Annotated in this window: 19 protein-coding genes; 9 read left to right on the top strand and 10 right to left on the bottom strand. The window is 50.7% G+C overall.

Going from position 1 to position 19,846, the window contains the following annotated elements; translation table 11 throughout:
- The first annotated feature begins 84 nt into the window (after positions 1-84).
- Genes G9409_RS05820 through G9409_RS05805 form a run of 4 tightly spaced genes read left to right on the top strand, consistent with a single transcriptional unit; the run spans position 85 to position 3,678 of the window.
- A complete protein-coding gene (locus G9409_RS05820) occupies positions 85-879 on the top strand; it encodes an MlaE family ABC transporter permease (protein WP_166807858.1) in 795 nt (264 codons plus the stop codon).
- Positions 880-883: 4 nt separating this feature from the next.
- Complete coding sequence (locus G9409_RS05815) at positions 884-1,618, top strand: ABC transporter ATP-binding protein (protein ID WP_166807857.1); 735 nt, start codon at positions 884-886, stop codon at positions 1,616-1,618.
- A gap of 21 nt (positions 1,619-1,639) precedes the next feature.
- Positions 1,640-2,518: an MlaD family protein gene (locus tag G9409_RS05810; protein ID WP_166807856.1), complete on the top strand. Its 879-nt coding sequence runs from the start codon at positions 1,640-1,642 to the stop codon at positions 2,516-2,518.
- A 14-nt stretch (positions 2,519-2,532) separates the two neighbouring features.
- The gene (locus G9409_RS05805) at positions 2,533-3,678 is read left to right on the top strand and encodes a serine hydrolase domain-containing protein (RefSeq protein WP_166807855.1); all 1,146 of its coding nucleotides are present in this window, start codon (positions 2,533-2,535) and stop codon (positions 3,676-3,678) included.
- A 212-nt stretch (positions 3,679-3,890) separates the two neighbouring features.
- Here G9409_RS05805 and G9409_RS05800 read toward each other — a convergent pair whose 3' ends face one another.
- A complete protein-coding gene (locus G9409_RS05800; protein ID WP_166807854.1) occupies positions 3,891-5,822 on the bottom strand; it encodes an FAD-dependent oxidoreductase in 1,932 nt (643 codons plus the stop codon).
- A gap of 111 nt (positions 5,823-5,933) precedes the next feature.
- On the opposite strand from G9409_RS05800, the gene queG reads away from it, so the two are divergent.
- The gene (gene queG, locus G9409_RS05795; RefSeq protein ID WP_166807853.1) at positions 5,934-6,902 is read left to right on the top strand and encodes a tRNA epoxyqueuosine(34) reductase QueG; all 969 of its coding nucleotides are present in this window, start codon (positions 5,934-5,936) and stop codon (positions 6,900-6,902) included.
- Between the two features lie 89 nt (positions 6,903-6,991).
- Here queG and G9409_RS05790 read toward each other — a convergent pair whose 3' ends face one another.
- From G9409_RS05790 to G9409_RS12095, 9 genes are all read right to left on the bottom strand, one after another.
- Positions 6,992-7,954: an aliphatic sulfonate ABC transporter substrate-binding protein gene (locus G9409_RS05790; protein ID WP_166807852.1), complete on the bottom strand. Its 963-nt coding sequence runs from the start codon at positions 7,952-7,954 to the stop codon at positions 6,992-6,994.
- Between the two features lie 154 nt (positions 7,955-8,108).
- The gene (locus G9409_RS05785; RefSeq protein ID WP_166807851.1) at positions 8,109-8,684 is read right to left on the bottom strand and encodes a recombinase family protein; all 576 of its coding nucleotides are present in this window, start codon (positions 8,682-8,684) and stop codon (positions 8,109-8,111) included.
- 608 nt (positions 8,685-9,292) lie between these two features.
- A complete protein-coding gene (gene purH / locus G9409_RS05780) occupies positions 9,293-10,870 on the bottom strand; it encodes a bifunctional phosphoribosylaminoimidazolecarboxamide formyltransferase/IMP cyclohydrolase (protein WP_166807850.1) in 1,578 nt (525 codons plus the stop codon).
- Positions 10,871-10,999: 129 nt separating this feature from the next.
- Complete coding sequence (locus tag G9409_RS05775; RefSeq protein ID WP_166807849.1) at positions 11,000-12,304, bottom strand: NAD(P)H-dependent oxidoreductase; 1,305 nt, start codon at positions 12,302-12,304, stop codon at positions 11,000-11,002.
- The gene (locus tag G9409_RS05770; protein ID WP_166807848.1) at positions 12,304-12,996 is read right to left on the bottom strand and encodes a TetR/AcrR family transcriptional regulator; all 693 of its coding nucleotides are present in this window, start codon (positions 12,994-12,996) and stop codon (positions 12,304-12,306) included. The genes G9409_RS05775 and G9409_RS05770 overlap by 1 nt, the downstream gene beginning before the upstream one ends.
- 154 nt (positions 12,997-13,150) lie before the next feature.
- Entirely contained in the window at positions 13,151-13,930 is a 780-nt protein-coding gene (locus G9409_RS05765; RefSeq protein ID WP_166807847.1) for a PhzF family phenazine biosynthesis protein, read from the bottom strand.
- A gap of 136 nt (positions 13,931-14,066) precedes the next feature.
- Positions 14,067-15,110, bottom strand: coding sequence for an alpha/beta fold hydrolase (locus tag G9409_RS05760; RefSeq protein ID WP_208019670.1), 1,044 nt, complete (start codon positions 15,108-15,110; stop codon positions 14,067-14,069).
- Positions 15,111-15,365: 255 nt separating this feature from the next.
- Positions 15,366-16,010, bottom strand: coding sequence for a hypothetical protein (locus tag G9409_RS05755; RefSeq protein WP_166807845.1), 645 nt, complete (start codon positions 16,008-16,010; stop codon positions 15,366-15,368).
- Positions 16,011-16,036: 26 nt separating this feature from the next.
- The gene (locus G9409_RS12095) at positions 16,037-16,162 is read right to left on the bottom strand and encodes a hypothetical protein (RefSeq protein ID WP_268896855.1); all 126 of its coding nucleotides are present in this window, start codon (positions 16,160-16,162) and stop codon (positions 16,037-16,039) included.
- A 253-nt stretch (positions 16,163-16,415) separates the two neighbouring features.
- Between G9409_RS12095 and purN the strand changes: the two genes are divergently transcribed.
- From purN to nfo, 4 genes are all read left to right on the top strand, one after another.
- The gene (purN, locus tag G9409_RS05750; RefSeq protein ID WP_166807844.1) at positions 16,416-17,018 is read left to right on the top strand and encodes a phosphoribosylglycinamide formyltransferase; all 603 of its coding nucleotides are present in this window, start codon (positions 16,416-16,418) and stop codon (positions 17,016-17,018) included.
- Positions 17,019-17,068: 50 nt separating this feature from the next.
- A complete protein-coding gene (locus G9409_RS05745; protein ID WP_166807843.1) occupies positions 17,069-17,743 on the top strand; it encodes a 7-carboxy-7-deazaguanine synthase QueE in 675 nt (224 codons plus the stop codon).
- Between the two features lie 76 nt (positions 17,744-17,819).
- A complete protein-coding gene (locus G9409_RS05740) occupies positions 17,820-18,812 on the top strand; it encodes a glycosyltransferase family 2 protein (RefSeq protein WP_166808036.1) in 993 nt (330 codons plus the stop codon).
- 126 nt (positions 18,813-18,938) lie between these two features.
- A complete protein-coding gene (gene nfo, locus G9409_RS05735) occupies positions 18,939-19,781 on the top strand; it encodes a deoxyribonuclease IV (RefSeq protein ID WP_166807842.1) in 843 nt (280 codons plus the stop codon).
- Positions 19,782-19,846 lie beyond the last annotated feature (65 nt).

Below are 19,846 nucleotides of genomic sequence, written 5' to 3'. Positions count from 1 at the left end.
CAATTGCTGAAGATTTACTATTATTCAAACCAGTTTTCAAGGTTCCGCTGCCCCCGGGCAATGCTCCTCATCGCATTCTAAGCTATGCCATTACTCTTCATACGATCCCTGGAAAAACGGCTTAACCTGCAGCTCAAGGATTTTTTCCTCACCATGCAGGAGTTTTTTCTGTTTTCTCTGAGGACCTTTATGGCCATTCCGAAAACAATCCGCTACTGGAGGGATGTTCTTGACCAGGCCACCATCTGCGGTACCGACTCGATTCCCATTGTGCTCGTCAGCTCTATCTCCATCGGTGCACTCCTTGCCATTGAGGTGGGCAACCTGCTTGAAGACTTCGGCGCCAAAACCATGCTCGGTCGCTCAACCGCGCTCTCGGTCATTCGTGAACTCGGCCCGCTGCTCATGGGTCTCATGCTCTCCGCACGTTTCGGATCAAGAAACGGGGCTGAACTCGGAGCCATGCAGATCTCTGAACAGATTGATGCGCTTCGGGCCTTCGGTACCGACCCGATAGCCAAACTGGTCATGCCGAGGCTGGTGGCTGCACTCATCATGTTTCTGCCACTTACAGCACTCTCCGACTTTGCGGGCCTTCAAAGCGCCGCGTATATGGCTGAGCACTACCACAGGATTGATCCCGGAATATTCTGGAACGCCGTCTATCCGCGGCTTGCGCCAAAAGATTTTGTTGTCGGGTTCCTCAAAGCCCCGGTATTCGCCGTCATTATCACGCTGGTCAGCAGCTTTAACGGATTCTCGGCAAGAGGGGGAACAGCTGGTGTCGGACGGGCAACCATTAAAGGAATCGTTGTGTCATCAGGCCTTGTGCTGATTGCAAACTTCTACGTTTCAAAGATAGTACTGGAGAACATGTAGCCGAATGATTGAATTAAAAAATGTCAGCCTTAAATACGGTGAAAAGGAGATCCTGAAAAATGTCTCCCTTACCGTTCAGGACAACACCATCAAAGCGATTCTCGGACCGAGCGGCGTGGGAAAGAGCACCATTCTCAAGCTGATGCTCGGCCTTATCAAGCCGAACAGCGGCAAAGTGATCATTGACGGCACGGATATCACCCGTATGAAGGAGACCGAACTCTACGAGATCCGGCGGAAGATGGGCATGGTTTTTCAGGGAAATGCACTCTTTGACTCCCTGAGCATCAGCCAGAATCTCGGGTTCTTTCTTCGTGAAAACCTCAAACTCCCCCAGGAGGAGATAAGCAAAAGAGTTACCGAACAGATCCAGTTTGCCGGGCTTGAAGGGTATGAAGACCAGCTGCCGGAAAGTCTGAGCGGGGGTATGCGAAGGAGAGTTGCCATCGGAAGGGCGCTGATTTTCAAACCGCACATGATCCTGTTTGATGAACCGACAGCCGGACTTGACCCGGTCAGCTCAAAAAAAATACTCTCGCTGATCAGTTCACTCCGCAATCACAACAACCTTGGCGCGGTAATTGTTACCCATATTATTGACGACGTGTTCAATGTGGCCGACAGTGTGGCCGTACTCTACCAGGGAGAGATGATTTTTGACGATGTGACCGAAAAACTGCATGAGTCGCAGCACACATTCATCCGGTCAATCCTCTCCGACAAGATTCTTGAACTATAACATCCTAAGACTTTCACCTGTATGAAAAATCCGAACGCTTTGAAATGGAGCGATCTGAGAACCGGAATTTTTTTCGTTATCGGCATTGGTTTTGCTGCCTATCTCGGTCTGGTTATCGGCAAAAACAGCAATCTCTTTTCCGGCGTAACGAACGTAAGAATTCTGTCACGTGATGTTCAGGGCCTTGCAGAGAACAATTTTGTTTCGGTCTCCGGTAAAAAAATCGGTACCGTTTCAAAAATGAGCTTTGTCACCAGCCACGACTCCCTCTACGTTGTTGCTGAACTCAAACTGAAAACTGAGTTTGCCGGTCTTGTTACCAAGGATTCCAAAGCCACCATAAAGTCCCTCGGTATACTCGGAGACAAGTATGTAGATATCATAACCGGCAAAGGGCCACCCGTTGCTGAAGGGGATTTCCTTGCCCTCAATTCCGAAGAGGGTATTGCCGATCTGACGACCAAGGCCAGCGAAGCATTCAGCAAAATCAACGCTCTGCTGGATAACCTGAACAGCGGCAAAGGAGCTGCAGGAAAGCTTATTACTGATGAAAAAATGGGCAATGATCTTGCTGAAACCATCAGCAGCCTGAAGAGCACGTCAACCGAACTGGCAAATATCTCCCGGAAAGCCTCCCATGGAGATGGACTCCTGCCGAAGCTGATCAATGACAAGGCAATGGCAAAAAACACTTCTGAAACGATTGAACGCCTTAACCAGACAGCGCTCAAAACCGAAGCGCTGATGACCAAACTCAACAGTGAGAAAGGGACGCTCGGGCAGCTCTCTTCCAATCCGGCGCTCTATAACAATCTCAGCCGTACACTCACCTCACTTGACTCGGTGCTTGTTGACCTGAAAAAGCGGCCCGGTCGCTATGTCCGCTTCACGCTCTTCTAACCACTGAAGCAGCTATGCAATCCCTTCGCATTGTTTTCATCTTCTGCTGCGCTCTTGCCGGACCACTTCAGACAACTCCGGCAAGGGCGCAGGCCTTTAATTTCAAACCGCTTGAAGCCGTGATGGGTCAAGCGGTAAGCGACTCGGTTTTTCCCGGTGCAAGCCTTGCTGTTCTCTACAAAGGGCAGGTGGTTTTTCACAAGGGTTTCGGAAAAATGACCTATGCGGTTGACAGCTCTCCTGTTGATACCACAACCATCTACGATCTGGCTTCGCTTACCAAGGCGATCTCCACAACAAGCATTGTCATGCAGCTTGTTGAAAGGGACTCACTCTCCCTTCAGGCTCCTGTAGCAAAATATCTGCCCGGTTTCAGGGTTAAAGGCAAGGAGAGCGTCTCTCTTGAACAACTGCTCCGCCATAATTCCGGATTGAGAGCCCACTCCTATTTCGCAAAAAGCTGTAGATCTCCCGAAGAGCTCTTCAACACAATCGAAAATGACAGCCTGCTCTCCCCTCCCGGCAGAACTACCCTCTACAGTGATCTCGGGTTCATGCTTCTGGGGAAAATCATAGCGACCATTACCGGCCATAGCCTTGCCGAAAATTTTCACGCACGCTTTGCCGCGCCTCTCGGCATGCACGCAACCATGTTCACACCTCCGGCCGCGCTTCTGCAACGCATTGCTCCGGTTGAGAAGGATACTGAGTGGCCGCTCAGCATTATACGGCCGCTGGTTCATGACCAGAACGCCGCACTGCTTGGCGGGGTTGCCGGACATGCCGGACTCTACTCAACAACTGGAGACCTTATCACCTTTACAGGGATGCTGATGCATGGAGGAACATCCGGCAGGAGGATCTATTTCCGCAAAGGAACGCTGAGGAATTTTCTCACACGGAGCAGCGCCGAAAGAGCGCTGGGCTGGGATTTGCGTTCTCTGGAGGGTCACTCTTCATCGGGCGAGTTTTTCTCCGCCTCATCCTACGGCCATCTCGGCTATACGGGCACAAGCATCTGGATCGACCCGCAGCAGGATCTCGCGGTCATTCTGCTCAGCAACAGGGTGTGGCCAACCTCAGCCAACATAAAGATACGCAAGTTCCGCCCCCTGCTCCACAACACCGTTGCCGAATGCCTTCAGCTCAAGAAATTTTAGATCAAGAAAGTGGAAAACGTGGACGAAGAGATGGCGGAAGAAAGTAGACAGAGTGGACAAGAGTTCAGGAGATCCTGGATTGGCCTGTGATTGGCATCATTCCCCTTCAATTGTCATCTCGAACGCAGTGAGAGATCTCATGAATCTCGGATTCACCCCGAAAGGTCGGGGATTCGAAATGACACAGAGTGGTGAAGCGCAATCCGGAATCATCAAGCGAAAAGGCCCTGCATAGGTACTATCGGCAGCGGAACCTGCGTCACTGACTCCTGGCGGAAGATGGCGTTGGCTGCCATGCGTCCGGTAAACGCTGCTGCCTCCATAAGAAAGACCGGAGCGTCGACCCTGACCCAGTCACCGGCAAGAAAGAGATTGGAAAAGGGCGTTTCAATTCCCGGGCGATGAGCGTGATCACCGGGAGCCCAGCGGGAGAAGTTGGACTGCTGCATAAAGAGCTCATGGCGTATCACGGACTTTACGGTTTCCGGAAAGATGGTATGCAGCTCCTGCAGCATAGCCGCCCTGATCTCGGCTTCCGGGCGAATATCTCCGGGTGCAATGGCATAGGCGTGCAGTTCAATAACGCATCCGCCGGTTTTCTTTGCCCATGAGATAAAGGGCTCCTGAAAATCCGAGTAGATGGATATCGAATCGGTATAGGTATAACCGGAAACCGTATAGAAAGGGAATTCCGATGAAGCAAGCGGCCGATCGAGCCAGAGACGGAACACAGCATAGGGATCCGCTTCTCCGAGAGCATCAACCTGCGACTCAAACTCAGGGCGGTTCAACACAGAGCTCTTTACCAGCTCTTTCGTTCCCCGAACATTGGAAGCGAGAACACAGTAGTCACACGCTATCACCTCACCCGCTTCTTTTCCTGCCTTTCCTGCCTGCTTCACAACAAGCCTGTTCCCTTCAAGTGTGACCGCAAGCGGAGCAAGAGGGGCCTTGGGCGGGCCACTGACCGGATTGCCGGATGAATCAAAACGGCCTGCATGGCAGGGGCATAAGAAGCCGCCGCTCTTTGCATCCGGAGTTACGGGGCACCCCATATGCGTGCACCGTCCGTCATAAGCCGCATATCCTGAACCATTTCTGCCAACCATGACCGGAACCCCGTCAGCAGTAGTAAATGCGGCAAAGCTCTTTTGAGGAACAGCTCCAGGATCAAGATGCAGCATGAGTGAAGTCCCTCCTTCGGGTGACTCCACAACCACGCCTGAAACCCTCTCTCCACTGACTACGATACGCCGTACCGTATTGCCTTTCCGGAGCGTCACGCCAAGCTCTTTGAGCCTGACCTCCAGAGGGGTAATAAGCGCACTCATACAGTCTCGATTTGTTATTCTGAAAGCCAGCCCTTCCGGACTTGACATAAAATAGAAATGAAAATAGCGGAGCGCTTCTGCGGCAGAGAGAACCTCCATGCGGTTCATGGTCGCATCGGCAAACGGGTGAAGCACCGTATCGACAAATGCCTTCAGGGTATCACCCCTCTGGCAGTAGGTCATAAAATCGATACCGTCATACTTCCGGAAGGTTTTATCGTACTGATACCGGAACAGCTCGACGGTAGAGAGCAGGCCTTTGGCATTTTTCAGAAATGCTGCCATATCAAGTCGCTTCGACTGCACAATGATAGAGAGAACATTGAGCGGAAAGAGCTTTGGCGTCTGACCGAAAATCTCTTCGGGAAAATTCTTAAAAATCACCGGGTAACCGGGTGCAGAGCTGAATACCTCCTGCTTAACCCCCGCAGAGGCAAATATCTCGTTGAGATTGTAGTACTGATCAAAAAAGCCGTGAAAACCATGCTCTACCGGAAACCGTTCGCCAAGTGCATCAAGATCCCAGCCGGTGAGCTTTCCGCCCAGTGAAGCCGAGGACTCGACAAGCGTCACCTCAAAGCCTTTGCGGGCAAGCTCAAGTGCCGAGCTGATGCCTGCAAGTCCCCCTCCGATGACCACCACCTTTTTCTGACCTTCAAGCTGATCCTTTCCCCCGGTTATGCCTCCGGGCTGTCGATAAAACTCTTTTCTCGGCTGATAATATCCAACAAGCCCGGCTGCTCCCGCTGTCGCCACACCGGCACCAATGGCGGTGCGCTTCAACATTTTTTTTATAAACTCACGACGTTCCATAGCATGGTCATACGGTTGACACAGAGAGAATCCGTTCCATGAAATGTATATTTATTTGTTGATATATACTTGCGTAAGCACCCTGATTCAAGACAAATAGAGGAGCCTGTCATGAGTTATTCCGGAACCAATATCTGCCGTGAACTCCGAAAGGAGGCTGCTCGACTCGGTTTCTCTGCAATCGGATTCTCAACTCCCCATCCGCAACAGCTTGCCGTAGAGCGTTTCGCGGCCATGATCCGGGAAAAACGGCATGGGGAGATGCACTATATGGAACAGGGCATTGAAAACAGGGCAGAACCCGCAATGCTTCTTCCGGGCCTTAAAACGGTTATTTCTGCCGCCATCAGCTACAATAATTATGTGGAATATCGTGAAGGGCAGCCGAAAATTTCCAGGTATGCGCTCATTGCGGATTACCACACCGTGGTCCGCAGCAAACTTGAACAACTGCTTGAAAAGCTGAAAACCCTCACAACTGAACCGCTCAATGCGCTCATTACGGTGGACAGCTCCCCTGTGCTTGAAAAAACTTGGGCAGAACATGCCGGCATTGGAAAACCGGGGAAAAACACGCTCCTGATCGTACCCTCAGCAGGGTCACAGATTTTTCTTGGAGAACTCCTCATCGACATGGAGATCATTGAGAGCAAACCTCCGCTCCAGAATCTTTGTGGAAGCTGCAACCTCTGTATTGAGCAGTGCCCGACAGGCGCGCTAACCGGACCGGGAAAAATCGATGCATCACGATGCATCTCCTACCTTACCGGAGAGCTTAAACGGGATTTTTCGTCAGAGGAGCAGTCAATGGTTGGAGAGTGGCTCTTCGGTTGTGATCTCTGCATGGATGTTTGCCCGCATAACCGGCAATCGAGCATCAAAGCCAATGACTCATTTGCGTTACGGCAGGATCTGACGGATATCACGACAGAACAGATTATGAACCTTACCCGATCGGGATTCCGCAAACTCTTTCAGGGAACCCCGGTTTTCCGCATAGGACTCAGACGTCTTAAACGGAATGCAAAGGCAGTTGCCGAAAACATCAAACAGGCAGCAGAGAAGAGAGGTGGAGCATAAAACGGGTTCAATCGGGGGCCTTGAAAAGCTACGCGAGTCCGTACAAGCGGGAAAAACAGAGTAGTGAGGGGCAAGCACATAGAACGGTATCAATTCATCTCGACTCCGAAATGCTGAATGACACTATCAGCCTCGATACGGTTATCCAGCTTTCGCTCCTGTACAAGAATGTGAACAGCATCTTTCAATCCCTCGATATCACCACTGTCAGGAACGGTCCGGGAAAAATCAATACGGCTGAGAATCAATTTGGCAATCTGCAATGAAATTCCGGACTCATCGGAATAGATCAGGGCCAACTCATCAGGATGCCTGATTGCCCACTTCCGAACCCGTTCATAAACTTTAACAACACGAGTGACCGCTTCCGGGTACCTGGCGGCAAATGACTCGGTTGTATTCAATAACCCATAGCTGTTAAATGCGGCATTGCGGTATATAGCGCGACTGCCAAGCTCCATCTGGCTTGAAGAGATTAAGGGATCGGAACCTGCCCACGCATCAACCTGATGCTTTTCAAGCGCCATCCGGCCCTCGGAAAGCGACATCGGAATAATTTGAACATCGCTCTGGCGTAAACCCGCCTCTTTCAACGCCTGCAAGAGGAAAACATAGGGATCACTGTCCGGAGTAACAGCAATTTTCTTGCCTATCAACTCCCGAACGGAATTGATGGGCGAGTCACGGGTAACGAGCAGCGTAACCCACTCCGGATGAGAAAAAATATAGACGGGCATGACCGGGCGACCCTGCATCTTGCACAACAGACAGGGTAGTGCTGAAGTGGAAGCAAAATCAACGCTTCCGATGGTAAGATCTTTAAGCCCCTGATTACTTCCTGTACTATAAACCCAGCTTACCGGAACTTTGTCTGTCTCAAACTCTTTTTCCAGCCAGCCGAATTTTTTCAATACCAGACTGAGCTGGTTGTAATCGGAGTAATCCATTCTCAGCACTGAGGGCAGAGAGCCCGCCGCTGATATGTCTGAAGGTGCAATTATGCCAAAAACCACACTTATGCAGACAACAAGCCTGACAATAAGTTTACGCATTATCTTTCCCTCAGTTTACATCGTTTTATTTCTGTCGGTATATCGACCTGTAGCTTACTACTACCCTCCTTATCGACATACAGAAAAGGCAAATCTTACTCCGGTTCCCACCAATCAACAGACAATCAAATTTCTATTCTATACAATAAATGTGTTACTCGGCGATCGACAGATAGCGATAATAGGTCGCTCTGGAGATCTTCAGTGTCTCACAAATCTCACTGACACTGATGCTTGTATTCTGGCTCATTTTTTTCACAAGCTGCACTTTCAAATCATCATTCACGGTTGGCTTCCGGCCGCCTTTGCGCCCGATTGCCCGTGCTTCCCTCAAACCGGCTTTTGTATTTTCCTGAAGCAACCTCCGCTCAACCATAGAGAGCGAAGAAAAGATATTGAATACAACCATACCCCAATCCTTGGTCGTATCAATGGCTTCATCGCAGATGGAACGGAATCCTATCCCCATTTTTTGCAGCTTTTCAAAAAGCTGGATCAGGTGATGAACCGATTTGCCTGGCCCGTCAAGCCGCCATACTACCAGTGTATCACCCTGCCTCAGCTCCTGCAGGCACTGCTCAAAACCGGGACGCTCGGATTTCACTCCACCCGGTTTGTCAGAAAAAATATGGTGAGGCTGACAACCTGCCAGCTGAAGTGCATCCATCTGAAGATGGTGCTCCTGGTCCGACGGTAAAGTACGGACATATCCAATAAATCTTCCTTCCATAGCGATTCAATTCTTGAAACAGCGATTATCAAGAGTAATAAGAGGCTGTTTTAAAAAGAGTTAACGTAAACGAGATATACATCCTTGAGAATCAGCACCGATAACGCTCAATAACCTGCTATCGAACCTCCTCCAACAAGAACAGCAACACGAAAAGAGCTCAAATCAAACAACTTGAGGTTGCCATATTTTTTGGCTCTTCATGGTAGTACAATAATCGCGCCAACCTGAAATCAATATCAATGACAATACCTCTCTTATCATTACAGGAAAAGATTTTAGAGCTCAATAGCATACACCGGGAACGCTGCCGGGGGCTACACCCATCAAGAGGGAACTGTACGAACTTGGCACGGTTTTCAAGACATATTCCGAGACATAATGAGCCATATTGAGACACCTTGAGACAGAGATCTCTGTTGACTCTTCATCACGCTCAACTTCCTTTAGCGTACTGCGGCATGAACGAATAGCTGAAGAGAAGGGCACCGGAACAAAAAAAATGAAACAGAGGTCTCACCATGGAAAAATGCAATAAAAAAAGGGCTCGCTGTTGGTACAGCGGCCCTCTTTCCTTGTTGTTTGTTCGCGCTTGTCGCGCAATAGGATCAATGCTTGAAGTGGCGCATTCCGGTGAATACCATTGCAAGGTTGTTGGCATCGGCAGCCTCAATCACCTCATTATCCCTGATCGAACCGCCCGGCTGAATAACTGCCGTAACACCGGCCTCAGCGGCGGCAAGCAGGCCGTCAGCAAAGGGGAAAAAAGCATCTGAAGCAACAACTGATCCCTTGAGGTCCAGATTGACTTCAGAGGCTTTCCAGCGTGCGATTTTCGACGAATCAACCCTCGACATCTGACCGGCACCGACACCATAGGTCTGACGGTTTTTCACATAGAGAATGGTGTTCGATTTGATGTGCTTGCAGATCTTCCAGGCAAACATCAGATCCGAAAGTTCCTCTTCGGTAGGCTGACGTTTGGTCACCACCGTCAGATCCTCTTTTGCAACGATTTTGCTGTCGCGCTCCTGAACAAGCATACCGAACGGAGTGGATTTGAACTCCCAGCCCCCATTCGGCAGCGCTTTTTTCTGTAGCACAAGCCTGCGGTCCTTCTTCTTCATCAAGAGCTCAAGCACGCCCTCTTCAAAGGCAGGCGCAATGAGAATCTCGGTAAAGATCTCGTTGACGGCAATTGCTGCCTCCATGTCCAGCGGACGGTTAAAGGCGATGATTCCGCCGAAAGGAGCCTGTTCATCAGTTGAGAATGCACGGCGGTAGGCTTCGGCAAGGGTAGGTGCCTGCGCAACACCGCACGGGTTGGTATGTTTCACGATAACAACTGACGGATCTTCACCGCGGAACTCCTCAATAACTCCGGTTGCCGCAGCAATATCAAGCATGTTGTTGTAGGAGAGCTCCTTGCCGTGAAGCTTCTCGAAAAAGTCGCCGAATGAGCGTGAACCATTACTATCGGTCAATTTGTAAAATCCTGCACTCTGATGAGGGTTCTCACCGTATCGCATGTCGAGCTCACGCTCAAGCTTGACGGTCATCGAAGAAGCTGCTGCCGACTGCTCACCGGCTGAAGCTTTCGTGAGATAGGCCGCAATGGCTCCATCATAACGGGAGGTCTCGGCAAATACCTTGGTTGCAAGCCTCAGGCGGGTAGCCCTTTTTGTTGCACCACTGTTCTCCTTCATCTCCTTGAGCACAAGAGCATAATCGGCACTGTCGGTTACGACCGTTACCGACTCGTTGTTCTTGGCCGCGCTGCGAAGCATTGATGGACCGCCGATATCGATATTCTCTATGGCGTCTTCAAAGGTTACATCCGGCTTGGCGATGGTAGCCTCAAAGGGATAGAGGTTCACTACAACGAGATCGATAAAACCGATGCCGTTCTCAACCGCCTGTTTGACATGATCAGCGTTCTCCCTTACTGCAAGCAGACCGCCATGTATTTTCGGATGAAGGGTTTTCACCCGGCCATCCATGATTTCCGGAAATCCGGTAATGTTGGATATCGAGGCTGCACTGACGCCTGCATCCTGAAGCGACTTCAAGGTTCCCCCTGTTGAAAAAATCTCGACGCCGAGGAGCGAAAGCTCACGGCAGAAATCCACAATACCAGTTTTATCAGATACAGAGACCAGCGCCCGCTTGATGACAGGATCAGACATTTTTATCAAAAATTTATTTATCGTTTGAATGCAATTTGTGAAGCGGGAATTTAAGAAAAAATCCCCAATTATCTGCGGCACTCCGAACCAGCGGAAAAGCAATGGGAGTGCATAAGATTGAGTCTCACACTAAACCGCTTTCTCGTAAGGTTTTGCATTCAATTGCTTCTGCGTGCCGAACTTTCGTGCCCGCATCTTCCAGCCAATGGTGCCGCCCAGCCTGTACATCCATTGCGGCATCAATGGTTTTGCAAGCAGCGCCAGAGCACTGTCGGAAACCGCTTTACCCTGTGCAAGCTCCCCTGCTGCTCCATCCAGAGCTTGCCTGAGGGAAGCGCCCCGCCCGCCCATCTCCCTGAGCGCTCGAGCCTGAACCATCCCCTCTCCCGCTCCAAGAGAGAGTCCTCCCATCCACTCAAATCCGGCTGCACGCGAAAACTCGGCGCAAAGTGCAACGGCACTATCATTCTGGCTGGCCTCGGGAAAACCGCAATTGACGATGGCGGCAAAACGTGTCGGCTTCGATTTTTCTGTGCCGTTGGTCACAACATTTTCGAGAACCGAAATGACCGGCGCCGGCAAGGTATCCACATAGAGCGGAAACGCGAGAACAACCAGATCTGCCCTCTGAATTGCCTGACGCAACGCTTCCATCCGCTCCGGGGTATTGATCGCCTTATAGAGAAAAATCGTTTCGGTTTCGACTCCATGCTGATTCAACTGCTCAAAAAGATAGGAACCGAGGGATGATGAGGTGCTTTTTTCAAGGCGCGGACTGCCAACCAGCAGCAGTGCGCGACGAAGAGCGACCGGGGGTTCAGATGAACGGTTGATGACCGGCAGCGTCACCGCTGCTTCAGATTCGTGCCGTTCAATCTGATCAAGCAGGCGATGAAGTTCTGCTTCCATTATGCGATCCGCCTGATTTTCGCAAAGAACACCACACGCATGCACCTTTGCATAGAAGTTGATGGAGTTTCGCCAGGCCAGATGGCGGAAAATCGCGGCGGACTGCTCATCCGGTTCACGCTGCCAGCCAATGGTGAGCACGTCCGGATAACGCTCGTAGCGTTGCAAATGATGAATCTCCCCGCTGTGCGTTGCGAAAAACGGCAGGGTGTTCTGAATCATGTGATCAACCATTCTCTTGAGCGTCGGGGAGTACCCGCCAAACGTAATTGGCGAGAGAAAAATAACAAGGTCACTTTCAAGGTATTTCCTCGATATCTCCTGATGGTCGTCAGCTACATGGCACTTTCCTGGGCTTTTGAACCAGCAGAAAAAATCACCCATGCAGTTACCGATCTTTTTGTCGCGCAACGCCACCACTTCCGAAGTTGAGCCCCGCTTTGCAAGGTGAGCCTGCAAGGCGGCTACAGAAAATTCGCCGATCCTGTCTCCTGCCGGAGAGCCGTCAAGAATCAATATTTTCATCACTCCTCCTGTATAAATTGTTTGGCTATTGATTGTAATTCATAACGATAGAGATCATCACCGCTCACTCCGAACGGAGGGATGCGACCGCCGATTTCAAGCGACACAAGCCCGTGCACCCTGCTCCATACAATCAGGGCAACACCGTGCGAAAGCGAGTGAAGGTTCCTGGTGCAGGTCTTCATAGTCGCAAGCTGCGCCTCATACTCCGGCTCCGGCAACGGGAAATTTTCAGCTTTCAGTTTCCCGGCAACGCGAATATCCTCGATCACACTCACCAGCGCGCTGATGGATCGGGTTGCTGATGGAATGATAGCCATCTGCTGCTGTTCGTAGCCGGGAATGGGGGTGCCAAAAATGAGCTGATAACGCTGGGGATAGCTCAGTGCCCAGTGGCGATAGGCAAGACCGATAGCCTGTAAACGCTCAAGAGGTTGTGAAGAGGGAAAGCTGTCGCGAGCCCTGAGCTGAACATCACCAAAGGAGGTAAAGGCATCAATGGTGAGGGCTGTCACCAGTGCGTCACGATCCGGGAAGTAGTTGTAAATGGCGGGAGCAGTAATCTTCAAGTCTCGGGCAATGGCCCGCAACGAAAGAGCCGGAGCCCCGAACTCCGCAATCAACCGCCATGCCGTATCCTTGATAGCCTCCTGTAAATTCGGGATCTGCTCTTTTTTGATCGGTCTTGCCATGCGGCATCTCTCTAAATTTATTCCGCGATTCGATTGCTTCGTTGGACGGTGCTCGAAAACCACCAATTAATTATACATTGTAAATATACAACGTATAATTAATATCTGCAAGAAGAGCAGGCAAAAAAATCGCCTTCAGCTTTCTCTCTGTCAATTACAGGGTAATCTCCGCCTCCATGAACATGACCGCACTCCCCGAGAGAAGAACCCGGTCGCCTTTCACTTCGCAAACGATATCGCCACCCCGTCTGGAAACCTGTCTGGCCGTAAGGATATGCTTTCCAAGTTTATAGGCCCAGTATGGCGCAAGTGTGCAGTGAGCCGAACCGGTTACGGGATCCTCATGAATACCGAACTTTGGAGCAAAGAAGCGACTGACAAAATCAACATCAATGCCGGGAGCAGTAATTATGACACCGCGCAGATCAAGTTCGCAAAGCATTGCATAGTCAGGAGTGATAGCGCGAAGAGTGGCTTCGCTGTCGAACAGGACAAGATAATCGTCCGAAGCCCACACCTCCAGAGGTCGCTTGCCGAGACCTTCAGCCAGAATCTCAGAAAATCCGCAGGGTAGCGGTGGAGAGGCAGGAAAATCCATTTCCAGCCTCTCCCCTCTCTTTTGCACAAAGAGCTCACCGCTCCGTGTTTCAAAGGTGATGCGCTGAAGGGAGTAGCCAATAATGTCGAAAATCACATGAGCCGCCGCAAGAGTTGCATGGCCGCAAAGGTCAAGCTCCCTGACCGGGGTAAACCAGCGCAGATTGAACCCTTTTTCAGAGGGAACAAAAAATGCCGTTTCGGACAAATTATTCTCTTCCGCTATAGCCTGAAGAAGCTCATCATCCAGCCAGCTTTCCAGCGGGCACACAGCAGCAGGGTTCCCCTCAAATGGTCGGGCAGCAAAAGCATCTATCTGATATTGTTTCAGTTTCATATTCGTATGTGAATGTTGAGTGCAACCGGACAAAACTGCGTAATACGGTAAACGAAAAGAACCGGCTAAAAAAGCTGAAGAGTCAGCCTATCGATGCATTGAGGGTGGTCTAACAGGGTACTGATTTGCATAACGCTCAGATTTCGTCAGCCAGATTATTGAGCCCTCTTAGCACATCCTCCCGCAGGATTTTCCGGGCTTTTCCGGGTTCTTCAAATATCGGGCTGTGTGCAGAGTGTTCAAAGGTGTAAAACCCTTTCAATGGAGCCTTCAGTTTCTCAAAATAGGTTTTTGCCTCTGTGCAGGAACAGGTATAGTCGTAGATCCCTTCAAAAAAATAGACAGGCAGATCAAGCGCCGGAACCGCTTTGTTCAGATCCGTTCGGATCATTGTATCCCAAAGGATGCTGACGCCGGAACGGGATTTGCTTAACCACGTATTGACCTTTTCCCTTAACGTATACTCCCTGCACAGCAAAGATGGCAAAAGGATTCCGGTGATGATGGACTTCATGTCATGAGTTGTACCAATGCCAAGGCTATGCATGGCTATGTCACGCAAGGCAATGTATGCCTCAGGTATACCATCCTTCATCGTGACCGGCGCTGCTTCAAGTTTTCGCACCATTTTGCTCTTTCCACTCTCTTTGAACTGCCTGAGCATATAGTCATAAGCCAGTTTTTCAGATTTGCGCTGACAGGACATCTGAGCCACCCCAATGTAGGCAAAGAACATCTCCGGCGCTCGCGCAGCAGCGTGAATAGCGATGAAGGTTCCGCCCGAATGCCCCATCAGGTATATCTTCTCCTTGCTGAAACGATGACGCAAGTAATTAGTCAACTCCAGCGTGTCGGATACCATCTGCTCCAGCGTCATCGTTCCTTGTGGAATATCGGCTTGTGCGGAGAGTCCCGAACTACGCTGTTCCCACCAGACAACAGTGAAACACTCTTCAAGATCTGTCGGATATCTTTTTGTCAGGAAATAATCAGGCATGCCTCCATGCAGGTAGAGCAGCACCGGATGCTCTCTATTTTTGCTCTTGATGAACATCCCCTGCTCAACACCATTGATGTTGATATGGATTTTTTCCGAGACACTTCCCGCCAGTACCCTTCCCTGTTCATCCCGAAACGGTTCGGCTTTTCCGGGACTGCATGCCAGAAAAAAACCAATCAAAAGAAGCAGAGATACGAGTAAAACGGCAGCTACCGTCAGCAAAAACATCTATCCGATATCATTTCAGTTTCAAAGTCTGCAGCCGAATAAAAAAGCGGCTCTTCTGCTTCGCCAGCCCATCGCCACCGCGGCGGCACTCCGATACACCGACAGATAATCAGCAAGCACAATCCAATCTCTGCCAGGTAAAGGGAACATCCCGCCCTCAGCCACTACAAGGATCTTCAGTTGGCGGGAATGATCGCGCCGACACGGTTACGGAAACTTTGGCAGTCCGAATCCACACGGACAACTGGCGGGATGATTCCAGGCATTGCAGCCATAAGTTATCCCGAACCTCTCTTTGTATTGGTGAAGACGCTTGTCAAGCTCGACGGCGTCAATTTGACCATTATGATATTTTGTGATATCCGTAATCATTTTACCGGCAAGCGTTTCATCTTTTCCCCACCAGCCCCATCCAGTATGGGACTCATATTCATAGTTGGGAGCAATGGCAATTCTTGCATGGAATAACTCCCTGAACTCTTTCAATTCTTCATGTGTCAGCGGATTATTCGAAGTATTATCAGCCATGCAACTGGCGAGAAACACGCATGAAAGCTTTGGCTGCTTCTTCAGTCCGTACGTTCCCATCTCCTTCCACAGATCCTTCCAGTCTCTGCCCGCATCTATCCCGGTACCGACTGCGTATTGACCTCTGTTTCCATGACCATTATAAACAAGGATATCCCCGTCGTTAAGCGTCTTAAGGGCGGCAGCAAGTTCGGCCCTGTTTTTCACAACAATAGGCGTTACATTTTTAACTGGCGGAGGTGGCGGAGCCGGTAAAATGTTGCCGGCATTGTCAAACTCAAGCGCCTGAATGACCACAATTTTATGCGGTGTTGTGGGTTTCATATCTCATCTCCTTTGCCTTTTGTTATTTATCCTGCCCTGAAATGATGCCTGATAAAACTGCCAAAAACAATCTGTGCCTTCTCAATCCATAAAGCTTCGGTTTCGACTTCCGGCAGTTCGTCAAGACTGTCGATAAGCCACTTAGCAAGCATAGCTTACTCCTGCAATTCCAGCTTCCGGTTCTCGATTGCAATTTCTTTTATGCCCGTATCGTCAACGTTATAAAATTTGAACACGAAGTGAGCTTTACAGTAAAGGTAAGGATAATCGCAGAAAAAAATGAAGTGGCCGCAGCAAGATACGGGTAATCCTAAAAGCACTGCCGGAAAGCCAATCCCGAAAAGCGGAAAAACTTGGAAATGGAGGGTAGTTGTAATAAAATAAGTGCAATAAGACCATAACCATATGACTACCCACAAAACCCGCATAGCGGTCTTCTGCTCCGGTTCCGGAAGCAACTTCCAGGCAATTTTCCATGCATTGAAACAGAGAGCGATCAATGCGGAGATCGTGCTCTGCCTCTCCAACCGGTCGCAGTGCGGAGCGATGGAGTTCGCCCGTGAGAACGGCATAGCAACCCTGCATCTGACGGAAAAGCAGTTCGACTCCTTTGACGGGTTTGCCGCAGCCATGGTTGAGAGCCTCAAAAAAGAGCAGATTGAGATCATCGTGCTGGCGGGCTACATGCGCAAAGTACCTGACGCTGTCGTGGAGGCATTTACAGACCGGATCATCAACATTCATCCCGCCCTGCTGCCGAAGTTCGGTGGCGAGGGGATGTACGGCATTCATGTCCATACGGCGGTACTCGCTGCCGGTGAAACCGAGAGCGGAGCAACGGTGCATCTGGTCAACGAGGAGTATGACAAGGGTCGGATTCTCATGCAGCGCAAGGTCGCGGTGCTTCCAGGCGATACGCCTGAGACCCTTGCCGCCCGTGTGCTTGCCTGTGAACACACCCTCTACCCTGACGCCCTTGAAAAACTGCTGAAAGAACAATTTTCGTGAACAGCTCCGAATACCATCTTAAATGGGTTCGCTACTAACGAACAATAATCATGTACTCCCAGACGCTTAACATAAACGAGATTTTTCACTCCATCCAGGGGGAATCATCCTATGCCGGATGGCCCTGCACCTTCATCAGGCTTGCCGGATGCGGCCACGGCTGCCGCCATTGCGATACCGCCTATGCGGAACAGCCCGGCAGGGAGATGAATATTGAGGAGATCATAGAACGGGTGGCTGAAATCGGGGCGCCGCTTGTGGAGATAACCGGAGGGGAACCGCTCCTGCAGGAGGAGGTCTATCCGCTCATGGAGAAGCTCTGCAACCGCTGGAAGGAGAGTGTCCTGCTCGAAACCGGCGGATTTCTCTCTGTAGCGAAGGTGGACCAGCGCGTACACAAAATCATCGACCTGAAGCCGCCTTCAACCGGTGTATCGGATAAAAACAACCCGGAAAACATTGCACTCGCCCTGAAGCAGAAAGATCACGCAAACAGATCGATAGAGCTTAAAATAGTGATTGCCGACCGCGAAGACTACCTCTGGGCCCGGGAGCTGCTCACCGGAACCGGACTCCCTGACGCCTGCACCGTCATGATGGGCGTGGCGTTCGGTATGCTGGAGCCCGTAAGCCTTACCAACTGGATTCTTGAAGACCGGCTGAACGTCAGAATGCAGCTCCAGATGCACAAATACATCTGGCCTCCGGATATGCGGGGGGTTTGAGGAGATTTTGGCTTTGACCGGTTTACTCCTTACTTTTGAACAGGTTCTTATCAATTCTCCAATCCCGACTGTCCCTTTGGCCTCACTCTCCGTCATCGTCCCTCTTCTCAATGAGCGGGAATCAATCCCTGAACTGATCGATCAGCTCTATCTGGCCATGCAGGAGCCGGAGCTGCACGCCCTGTTTCCAGCGCCCTTCAGTTTTGAGATTATCATGGTGGATGACGGCTCGACCGACGGCTCAAACAGGGTGATTGAAGGAATTATCGAGTCAAAACCGGAACTTCGCCTCATCTCCTTTCAGAGAAACTTCGGCAAAACAGCAGCACTCTCCGCCGGATTCATGGCTGCATCGGGAGAGTATATATGCACGATTGACGCCGACCTGCAGGATGACCCCCTTGCAATCAAGACCTTGCTGAAAAAGCTGATAGATGGTTACGATCTGGTAAGCGGCTGGAAGCAGAACCGCAAGGATCCGCTCTCCAAAACGCTTCCTTCAAAACTCTTCAATACGGTTACACGCCTCTTTACCGGCATAACCATACACGACTTCAACTGCGGGCTGAAAGTCTACCGTAGCGAGGTGACCCGCCGCCTTGAACTACATGGCGATATGCACCGCTACATCCCGGTCATGGCCGAGTGGATGGGCTTCAGAATCACCGAACTGCCGGTGAACCACCGGGAAAGGCAATTCGGCACGACCAAATACAGCTCCAGCCGGTTTTTACCCGGACTCTTTGATTTTCTCTCGGTGCTCTTTATTACCCGATACCTTCGCCGCCCCATGCATTTTTTCGGTATGGCCGGACTTGGCAGCTTTCTCCTTGGTTTTGCAATCAGCCTCTATGTCACCCTTGATAAAATCCTGCTGCATAAACCGGTCAGCAACCGCCCGATTCTCTTTCTCGGCATCCTGCTGCTGATTCTCGGTGTCCAGCTTTTTTCCACAGGGCTTCTTGGCGAGATGCTTTCCACCTCCTCTTCAAAAGGTAGTGCATTTACCATCCGCAAAACCCTGAATCTTACCGCCAGCCAGGCTGAAGCCATCGGCAGTGCCGATTAACTATCCACAACTACTCCATGATCTTTACTTCTGCCAAACGGGAACCACTATGGTTTGTCGTGAGTTCTTTCGGTGTCGGGAAAACGAAGTAATCAAATCACGTAACAAATAAACAGAGGTTCACTTATGAAACGAGTCGGCGCCCATGTAAGCATCGCCGGAGGAGTTGAAAATGCTCCGCTTCAGGCTACAACTATCGGGGCAAAAGCCTTTGCGCTCTTTACCAAAAATCAGCGCCAGTGGAGAGCACCAAAACTTGAGACCTCATCAATAGATGCATTTTTGAAAAACTGTAGCGACGGGGGGTTCAAGCCTCAGCACATCCTGCCGCATGACAGCTACCTGATCAATCTCGGCAGCCCCGATCCGGAGAAGCGCCAGGTTTCGCGTGATGCTTTTATCGGGGAGATGCAGCGGGTGGAAGCGCTCCAGCTTACCCTGCTGAACTTTCATCCCGGCAGCCATCTGAAAGAGATAAGCGAGGGGGAGTGCCTCAGGCTGATTGCCGAATCGATCAACCGGGCGCTTGACGCCACAAAAGGGGTTACCGCTGTTATTGAAAACACAGCCGGTCAGGGAAGCAATCTCGGATACCGCTTCGAACAGCTCGCATCGATTATTGATCAGATCGAGGATAAAACACGGGCCGGGGTCTGCCTCGACACCTGCCATCTCTTTGCCAGCGGTTACGACCTCAGTTCAGCCGCAGCGGCTGAAGCCACCTTCAGCGAGTTCGACCGTATTGTAGGGCTGCACTATCTGCGGGGAATGCACCTGAATGACGCCATGCAGCCGAAGGGCAGCCGCATAGACCGCCATGCAAGTATCGGCAAGGGGACAATCGGTGTGGAGGCGTTCAGCTACATCATGAACAATCCCGAATTTGAAGAGATCCCGTTGATCCTTGAAACCCCCGACTCCGACCAGTGGCCCGAAGAGATAAAACTCCTCTACTCGTTCGAACACTAAACTCCGGCGGAGCGCAACATTGTCAAAAGAGAGAATTTATCTGTCTTAAGCAGCTTGATTTTCAA

Origin of the sequence: Candidatus Chlorobium masyuteum (genome assembly GCF_011601315.1) — a bacterium.
Classification (GTDB): domain Bacteria; phylum Bacteroidota; class Chlorobiia; order Chlorobiales; family Chlorobiaceae; genus Chlorobium; species Chlorobium masyuteum.
This window is presented reverse-complemented; position numbering and strand designations above follow the sequence as displayed.